This is a genomic window from Streptomyces durocortorensis (assembly GCF_016901035.1).
GTDB classification, from domain to species: domain Bacteria; phylum Actinomycetota; class Actinomycetes; order Streptomycetales; family Streptomycetaceae; genus Streptomyces; species Streptomyces durocortorensis.
Map to the genome: position 1 here is coordinate 1 of NZ_JAFEUF010000321.1, position 6,612 is coordinate 6,612.

General features: G+C 72.1%; 7 protein-coding genes. 5 read left to right on the forward strand and 2 right to left on the reverse strand.

What is annotated here, in order from left to right; genetic code table 11:
- A partial coding sequence (locus JS521_RS32600) for a glycerophosphodiester phosphodiesterase family protein (RefSeq protein WP_205086506.1) occupies positions 1-984 on the forward strand: 984 nt, incomplete at its 5' end.
- 73 nt (positions 985-1,057) lie between these two features.
- Here the strand turns inward: JS521_RS32600 and JS521_RS32605 are convergent.
- Both JS521_RS32605 and tkt read right to left on the reverse strand, forming a co-directional pair.
- Positions 1,058-1,744, reverse strand: coding sequence for a Dps family protein (locus tag JS521_RS32605; RefSeq protein ID WP_205086507.1), 687 nt, complete (start codon positions 1,742-1,744; stop codon positions 1,058-1,060).
- A 75-nt stretch (positions 1,745-1,819) separates the two neighbouring features.
- On the reverse strand, positions 1,820-4,054 hold the full coding sequence (tkt, locus tag JS521_RS32610; RefSeq protein ID WP_205086508.1) for a transketolase: 2,235 nt from the start codon (positions 4,052-4,054) through the stop codon (positions 1,820-1,822).
- 204 nt (positions 4,055-4,258) lie between these two features.
- Between tkt and JS521_RS32615 the strand changes: the two genes are divergently transcribed.
- The 4 genes from JS521_RS32615 to JS521_RS32630 all read left to right on the forward strand — a co-directional run.
- Entirely contained in the window at positions 4,259-4,474 is a 216-nt protein-coding gene (locus tag JS521_RS32615) for a hypothetical protein (protein WP_205086509.1), read from the forward strand.
- A gap of 229 nt (positions 4,475-4,703) precedes the next feature.
- Entirely contained in the window at positions 4,704-5,345 is a 642-nt protein-coding gene (locus tag JS521_RS32620; RefSeq protein WP_200742969.1) for a superoxide dismutase, read from the forward strand.
- Between the two features lie 169 nt (positions 5,346-5,514).
- A complete protein-coding gene (locus JS521_RS32625) occupies positions 5,515-5,859 on the forward strand; it encodes a metalloregulator ArsR/SmtB family transcription factor (protein WP_205086510.1) in 345 nt (114 codons plus the stop codon).
- A partial coding sequence (locus JS521_RS32630) for a DUF2071 domain-containing protein (RefSeq protein WP_205086511.1) occupies positions 5,856-6,612 on the forward strand: 757 nt, incomplete at its 3' end. The genes JS521_RS32625 and JS521_RS32630, both read left to right, overlap by 4 nt.

The following is a 6,612-nucleotide window of genomic DNA, read 5'->3' on the forward strand; positions in this document are numbered from 1 at the left end:
GCCGGGGACCGTCACCCCCACCGCCCGTCGGGCCCCCTGGTCATCGGCCATCGCGGGGCGGCGGGCTGGCGGCCCGAGCACACCGCCGACGCGTACACCTATGCCGTACGGGCCGGGGCCGACTGGATCGAGCCGGACCTCGTGCCGACGAAGGACGGCGTCCTGGTCGTGCGGCACGAGAACGAGATCGGCGGGACGACGGACGTCGCGGGCCGCCCGGAGTTCGCGGGCCGCCGCACCACGAAGACGGTCGACGGCAAGGCGGTGACCGGCTGGTTCACCGAGGACTTCACCCTGCGCGAGCTGAAGACGCTGCGCACGGTGGAGCGGCTGCCGCTGGTCCGGAACCGCAACACGGTCTTCGACGGGCGGGGCCGGGTGCTGACGTTCCAGGAGGTCGTCGACCTGGCCCGGCGGCTGTCGCGGGAGTCGGGCCGGCGGATCGCGGTGTTCCCGGAGACGAAGCACCCGACGTACTTCCGCTCGATCGGGCTGCCGCTGGAGGAGGAGCTGATCCGGGTGATCCGCCGCAACCGGCTGACCGCCCGGGACTGTGTCGTCCAGTCCTTCGAGCCCGGCAGCCTGCGCCGGGTGGCCGCCGCCCGCCTCGGCCTCCCGCTGTGGCAGGCGCTGGGCACGAGCGGCGGCCCGTACGGGCACGGGATCACCTACCGGGACATGATGACCCCGGCCGGGCTCCGCGAGATCGCCTCGTACGCCGACTGGATCGGCCCGGACAAGTCCTCGCTGGTCCCGCCGAACACCCTGCTGGCGGACGCCCGTGCGGCGGGCCTGAAGGTCGGGGCGTACACCTTCCGGGCGGAGAACCAGTACCTCCCGGCCGCGTACCGCCGGGGCACCGACCCCAACGCCTTCGGCGACGCGTTCGCCGAGTACGCCTTCCACTACGGGCAGGGCGTGGACGCGGTGGTGACGGACTTCCCGGACATCGCGGTGCAGGCCCGGGAGGACCTGCGGGGGTAGCGCCCGGCCGACTGTCGGCGGGTGTTGGCGTCCGGCCGACTGTCGACGGGCGTGGCGTCCGGCGGGCCGCTCCTCAGCGGGTGGTGCGCCGGCTCGCCGTGGTCTTCTTGACCGCCTTCTTGGCGGTCTTCTTCGCTGCGGTCTTCTTCGCCGGGGCGGGCAGCGCCGTCTTCTTGGCGGGGGTGCGCTTGGCGGCGGCCCGCTTCGGGGACGCGGCTTCGGCCGCCGCCTCCTCGGTGGCGGCGCCGGCGTTCGACAGGGTGCCGGAGCTGGACTCCAGGTGGGCCCGGACGAACCACTGGAACTGCTCCAGGCCGCGCAGGTGCTCGATGAGCAGGTCCTCGGTGACGGGGTCGATCTCGCCGGCCTTCTCGACCACCGCGCGGTGGTCCTCGATGATCCCGGTGTAGACCAGGTCCAGGGCACCGAGGTGGGCGATGGCGTCGGCGCGGCCGACGCTGTAGTCGTCCCAGGTGCGCTCCTTCACCAGGGCGCCCGGGGTGCCGTTCGGCTCGCCGCCGAGGGCGGAGATGCGCTCGGCGGCCGCGTCCGCCATGTCCCGTACGGCGGCGGTCTGCGGGTCGAGCATCTCGTGGACGGCGATGAAGTGCGGCCCGACGACGTTCCAGTGGATGTGCTTGAGGGTGAGCGCGAGGTCGTTGAGCGCGTGCAGGCGCAGCGTCAGGAGGTCGATGACCTGGCGGCCCTCGTCGACGCCGAGGCCGGGGACGGTGTAACGGGGGGTACGTGCGGGGGACATGGGGCTCCTGTTCCTGTTTCCTGTGTACATCGATCGGGATGGCTTCTCGGTGTGTGGGCCGGGCGGGGCCGGGGCCTAACCGGCGTCCCCGGTGCCGCCTTCGGTCGGGGTCGCGCCGGGGCGCTCCCCGCCGGGCCGGACGGGGCCGGCCGCCGCGCGGATGCTCTCCCGGGCGGCCTCGGCGACCGCGCCGGCCGTGATGCCGAACTCCTCGTACAGGCGCTGGTAGGCGGCGGACGCGCCGAAGTGCTCCAGGCTGACCATGCGGCCCGCGTCGCCCACCACGTCCCGCCAGCCCTGGGCGACGGCCGCCTCGACGCTCACCCGGGCCCGGACCCCGGGCGGGAGCACCTCGTCCTGGTACGCGTACGACTGGTCGGCGAACCACTCGCGGCAGGGCATCGAGACCACCCGTGCGTCGACTCCGTCGGCGGCCAGCAACTCCCTTGCCTCCAGGGCGATGTGGACCTCGGATCCGGTGCCGACGAGGATCACGTCCGGGGTGTCGCCCCGGCTGTCGGCGAGGATGTAACCGCCCCGGGCGGCCCCCTCGGCGGAGGCGTACGCGCCGTCGCCGTCGCCCCGCTCCAGGACCGGCAGCGGCTGGCGGGTCAGGGCGAGTCCGGCGGGCCGGTCGTGGTGCTCCAGGACGGTGCGCCAGCAGACGGAGGTCTCATTCGCGTCGGCGGGCCGTACGACGTCGAGGCCGGGGATCGCGCGGAGTGCGGCCAGTTGCTCGACGGGCTGGTGGGTGGGGCCGTCCTCGCCGAGGCCGATGGAGTCGTGGGTCCAGACGTAGGTGACCGGGAGCTTCATCAGGGCGGCGAGCCGGACGGCGGGGCGCATGTAGTCGCTGAAGATCAGGAACGTACCGCCGTAGGGGCGGGTGAGGCTCTGGAGCGCGATGCCGTTGAGGGTCGCGCCCATGGCGTGCTCGCGGATACCGAAGTGGAGCGTGCGGCCGTACGGGTTGCCGGGGAACTCACCGGTCTGCTTGGACTCCGGCACGAAGGACGGCTCGCCCTCCATGGTGGTGTTGTTGCTCCCCGCAAGGTCGGCCGAACCACCCCACAGCTCGGGCAGCACGGGGGCCAGCGCGGTGAGCACATCGCCGGAGGCCTTGCGGGTGGCGATGCCCTTGGGGTCGGCGTCGAAGACGGGCAGGCTGTCGGTCCAGCCCTCGGGCAGCTTCTGTTCCCGCAGCCGGTCGAGGAGTGCGGCGCGCTCGGGGTGGGCGGCGCGCCACACCTGGTAGCGCGGCTCCCAGGCGCGGTGGGCCGAGGCCCCGCGCTCGACGACCGCGCGGGCGTGCTCCAGTACGTCGTCCTCGACGGTGAAGTCGGCGTCCGGGTCGAAGCCGAGCAGCCTCTTGGTGGCCGCGACCTCGTCGTCGCCGAGCGCGGAGCCATGGGCCTTGCCGGTGTTCTGCTTGGTGGGCGCGGGCCAGCCGATGATCGTGCGCAGCAGGATCAGGGAGGGCCGGCCGCTCTCGCTCTTCGCGGCCTCGACGGCGGCGAGCAGGGCGTCGACGTCCTCGACGTAGTCGCCGGTGCGGGTGAAGTCGACCGTCTGGACGTGCCAGCCGTACGCGGCGTACCGGGCGGTGACGTCCTCACTGAAGGAGATGTCGGTGTCGTCCTCGATGGAGATGTGGTTGGAGTCGTAGAAGACGACCAGATTGCCGAGCTCCTGGTGTCCGGCGAGCGAACTGGCCTCGGACGTCACGCCTTCCATCAGGTCGCCGTCGGAGGCGACGACGTACACATGGTGGTCGAAGGGGCTGGTCCCGGCGGGCGCGTCGGGGTCGAGGAGCCCGCGCTCCCGGCGGCCCGCCATGGCCATGCCGACGGCGGAGGCCAGCCCCTGGCCGAGCGGTCCGGTGGTGATCTCGACGCCCCGGGTGTGGCGGTACTCGGGGTGGCCGGGGGTGATGGACCCCCAGGTGCGCAGCGCCTTGAGGTCGTCCAGCTCCATCCCGTACCCGCTCAGGTAGAGCTGGATGTAGAGGGTGAGGCTGGAGTGGCCGCAGGAGAGCACGAAGCGGTCGCGGCCGATCCACTGGTCGTCGGCCGGGTCGTGCCGCATGACCTGCTGGAACAGCAGGTACGCCAGCGGGGCCAGGCTCATCGCGGTGCCCGGGTGGCCGTGGCCCGCCTTCTGCACGGCGTCGGCGGCCAATGCCCGCACGGTGTCGACGGCGCGGACGTCGAGCGGCCCCCAGCCCGCCGCCTCCGCCTGGGGCGGGGCCAGCTTCGGATCGCGGCCACGGTCCGGGCCGGCCTGCGCTTCGGGGGCGTTGGGGGGTGCCATCAAGTCCTCCTGGTCGGTGGGGCGGGCGGCGAGCGGCACACCTGCGGTCCCCGGCCCCGAGCCGCCCGGCTGCATGGCCGAGTCCCCCGGGAAACAGCGCCCAAACCTGGGCGCCCGCAGGGAGAGGCAGGCGGGACAACGGAACGCCTTTATAGCAAGAAAAGGGAGGATAATAGGACACCCGACGAGAGTGAGAGGCTCACCATGTCGAAGAAGCCGACCGAGGAGGAGAAGTGCGCCTCCCTGGAAGGCGCCACACCGAAGAGCACCACCAGCCGCCGCGAGGACCGCGGCAAGGGCTGCGACATGCGCGACACCGGGCGGCGGGGCAAGTCCCGGCACCCCAGCGGCGAGAAGGACGCGTCCGCCCGCACGGGCGTCGACCCGCAGGAGCGCAAGGACAGCGACCCCACACACTGAACCGCCCCCCGGGCGGGCCCGTTCACCTTCGGCGGCCGGGCCCGCCCCGCACGCCCGGCCGACCGGCCCAGCGAACGGGAGGGCCCCCGCCCCGCTGCGCCGCAGGTCCTAGGCCGAAGGGCTGATCACTTCGCGGACCCTCCTGCTGTTAGCCTGCTCCTAGATTGCTCCTGCATATATGTTGCAATAACAACTGGACGGCATTCCCAGCAGTCGGAGGGTTCGAACCATGGCCACGTACACGCTCCCGGAACTCCCGTACGACTACGCGGCGCTCGAACCGGTCATCAATCCGCAGATCATCGAGCTGCACCACGACAAGCACCACGCCGCGTACGTCAAGGGTGCGAACGACACCCTGGAGCAGCTGGAAGAGGCCCGCGACAAGGAGGCCTGGGGAGCGATCAACGGCCTCCAGAAGAACCTCGCGTTCCACCTCTCCGGCCACATCCTGCACTCGATCTACTGGCACAACATGACCGGCGACGGCGGCGGCGAGCCCCTCGCCGCGGACGGCGTGGGCGACCTCGCCGACGCGATCACCGAGTCCTTCGGCTCCTACGCGGGCTTCAAGTCCCAGCTGACGAAGGCCGCGGCCACCACCCAGGGTTCCGGCTGGGGCGTGCTCGCGTACGAGCCCGTCAGCGGCAAGCTGATCGTCGAGCAGGTCTACGACCACCAGGGCAACGTCGGCCAGGGCTCGGTCCCGATCCTGGTCTTCGACGCCTGGGAGCACGCCTTCTACCTGCAGTACAAGAACCAGAAGGTGGACTTCATCGAGGCGATGTGGCGGGTCGTCAACTGGCAGGACGTGGCGAAGCGTTACGCCGCCGCCAAGGAGCGCGTGAACGTGCTGCTGCTCGCCCCCTGACCAGATGTGACGTGACGTCGGCACACCACAGACGTCCTGCCTCGTGATCGTCTTCTCAACCTTCACTTCGGCAGGCGGATGAACGGAAAGCCCCCGCGAGGACGTGACTCGCGGGGGCTTTCCCATGCCGCCTCTTTAGCTGTTTAGCTCATGTGCTAAATATGCACACATGGAATCACGCGCCCTTCCGGCCGACGAAGAGGCGAGCGCCTTCCGCGCGCTCGCCGATCCCACCCGCCGCCAGATCCTGGAGGACCTGCGGGGCGGCGAGCTGGCCGCCGGGGAGATCGCGAGCCGGTTCTCGATCAGCGCCCCGTCCATCTCGCGCCACCTGGGCGTCCTCAAGGGGGCGGGGCTCGTCACCGAGCGCCGGGACGCCAACCGCATCCTCTACTCGCTCGCCGAGGAGCGCCTCGCCCTGTGCGTGGGCCGCTTCCTCAGCACGGTCTGCCCCGAGCAGATCGTCCTCCGCACCACCAAGTGGCGCTCCGCGCCGGAAGGCGACGCCTCATGATCAGACCCCGGCTGTCCAGCGTCATCGAACGCCGCCTCCTGGTGAACTACCGGGTCGACCCGTACGTCGCGGCGGCCCTGCTGCCCGCGCCGCTGCGCCCCCAACTGGTGCGCGGTCAGGCGGTGGCCGGGATCTGCCTGCTCCGGATCGGCGGCGTCCGCCCCGCCTGGGCCCCGGCCGCGACCGGGCTCACCAGCGAGAACGCGGCGCACCGCGTCGCCGTCGAGTGGGACGGCCCGGACGGCGTCGAGCGGGGCGTCTACATTCCGCGCCGCGACACCGCTTCCCGCCTCAACGCCTTCGTGGGCGGCCGGATCTACCCGGGCGATCACGGCCGGGCGGACTTCACGGTGCGGGAGGACCCCGACGCCGTACGGGTGGCCTTCGCGACCCGGGACGGCGAGGTGGAGGTGGACGCCACGGTGGAGCCGGCCGAGGAACTGCACGGCAGCGGGCTGTTCACGGACCTGGCGGAGGCGTCGGAGTTCTTCCGCCGGGGCAGCCGGGGCCTCTCCCCGCGCGCCGGGGGCGGCACACACCTGGACGTCCTCGAACTCTCCACGGACGCCTGGAAGGTGACGGCGGGCCGCCCGCGCCACGTACGCTCCTCGTTCTTCGAGGACCTGGACCGCTTCCCGCCGGGCAGCGCGGTGCTGGACAGCGCGCTGGTGATGCGGGGCGTGGCGGCGGACTGGTCGCAGGGGGAACCGTTCCGGGTGGGAGAGCCTTTCTCGCGGGGGTGCGGGGCGGCGG